The sequence below is a fragment of the Methanoregula sp. genome, from assembly GCF_002835825.1.
In the GTDB taxonomy this organism is placed as follows: Archaea; Halobacteriota; Methanomicrobia; order Methanomicrobiales; family Methanospirillaceae; genus Methanoregula.
Map to the genome: position 1 here is coordinate 1 of NZ_PIZH01000461.1, position 1609 is coordinate 1609.

Here is a 1609-nt window from a genome sequence, read left to right on the forward strand (position 1 = left end):
CCTGGATGATCTCCTTATACCCGCCCTTGAACTTGTCCGCGTTCCCGCGGGTCGAGAGCTGGCCGGCAATCGCCGCTTTTGAGAGCATGTTCGCTTCTGCAACCAGCGTACGGAGCGATTCGGTTGTTGTGCGGAGTGCCGGTCCGATTTCGTCCTGTGCATCCTTTGCCTTCACGTCCGAAGACAGATCACCATTGGCAATCTTCTGCATGGTGCCGATAACATTGTTCTGGAGATCGTCCGAGAACTGGTCCATGACCTCGGCCATTTCGCCGATCTCGTCTTTCCGGTTCATCTTCATCCGGTTGCCCAGGTGGCCCATGCTGAGCTCCTTGAGGTTGGCAGCAACCATGTTGACCGGACCGGTGATTCCCCTTGTAAGGGTGATTGCAACTGCAAGTGCGATGATGATTCCGGCAATGGTCAGGACGGCAAGGAGTATACTCGCGGTGGCTGCATCTGCGGCAGTCTGGTCGGCAAGATTCTTTGCCTTATTTGTGTTGAGCTGAATGAGATCCTTATATGCTGCAACGGTAGCGGTGCGTGCATTGATAAGCGGCGAACCCGCGGAGAGATCCGCATTGACCTTCTCCATATTATTGGCCCGTGCCGCCTCCTTGGTGTCGCGGTACAGTTTCATGAACTCGGCATAGCTGGCGTCGAACTTCGCAAGAGTGGTCTGTTCGGCTGCCGACAATTGCCGGTTCCGGAATTCTGCCATGTTCTTCTGGATATTTGCGTCCAGGTCATTCATGGTGGTATCGAGACTTCCCCGGGCTTCGGGAACATAGATAAAGCGGTAGATCTCTGCACGTAACTGCTGGAAATCTGCCTGTACATTCCCGAGCAGTGAGATCGGGATGGTTGCATCTTCATACATCTCAGCACTGCGGGTTGCAGCGCTCTGGGCATTGATGTACCCGTACGCTGCAACAATGGCGAGGATGATCACAACGATCAGGAACCCGCCGATCAGTTTCTTCCCGATTTTCATATCATCGATAAACGACATCTCAGTTTCCTCCTTGTTGCACATGGTTCTCCTCAGAAGATGCGCCCCGTCCCAATCCGCACCGGGAACTACCGGGCAACCCTATGCTCCGGAGAGATGATGTGCAGGAACGTACGCCCGCTGAACCGCTATGCCGGGCAGGGAACCCTATATCCCTCCCTCTTTTAATACTATCGGCCAAACGGAGCTGCCTGCGGTTCCTGTTCACACCAGTGTTTTGTTCCATCTCATCCATCCTGCATACGCATCGAGGGAAGGGATTCGCGGCACCGCCGTAATCCCTCTCTCCCGGACAACCATTCACACAACCACGCCCGCATCAGCGGCTTGCTGTGGTAATCATTCGTTTACCTTCATTTTATTTAAATATATCGTGCAATGAGAACCATTGTGATTTATCATTGAAATTTATCGTTGGTGAATACCAACAATAATTTATATTGGCCAAATCCAACAATACTCTATCAAGAGTGGCATATGAGCGAGAAAGAGACCGAACTGGACAGGATTATTACCCTGCTCATGGATTATCCCAAAGGGCTGACCATCGTTGAGGTCTCACTGCTTCTTACTATAAGTCGCGTCACTGCTGCAAAA

Annotated in this window: 1 protein-coding gene; it reads right to left on the reverse strand. The window is 52.1% G+C overall.

What is annotated here, in order from left to right; translation table 11 throughout:
* On the reverse strand, positions 1 to 1012 hold a 1012-nt coding region (locus CW742_RS12290), incomplete at its 3' end, for an MCP four helix bundle domain-containing protein (protein ID WP_292420783.1).
* Positions 1013 to 1609: the final 597 nt, after the last annotated feature.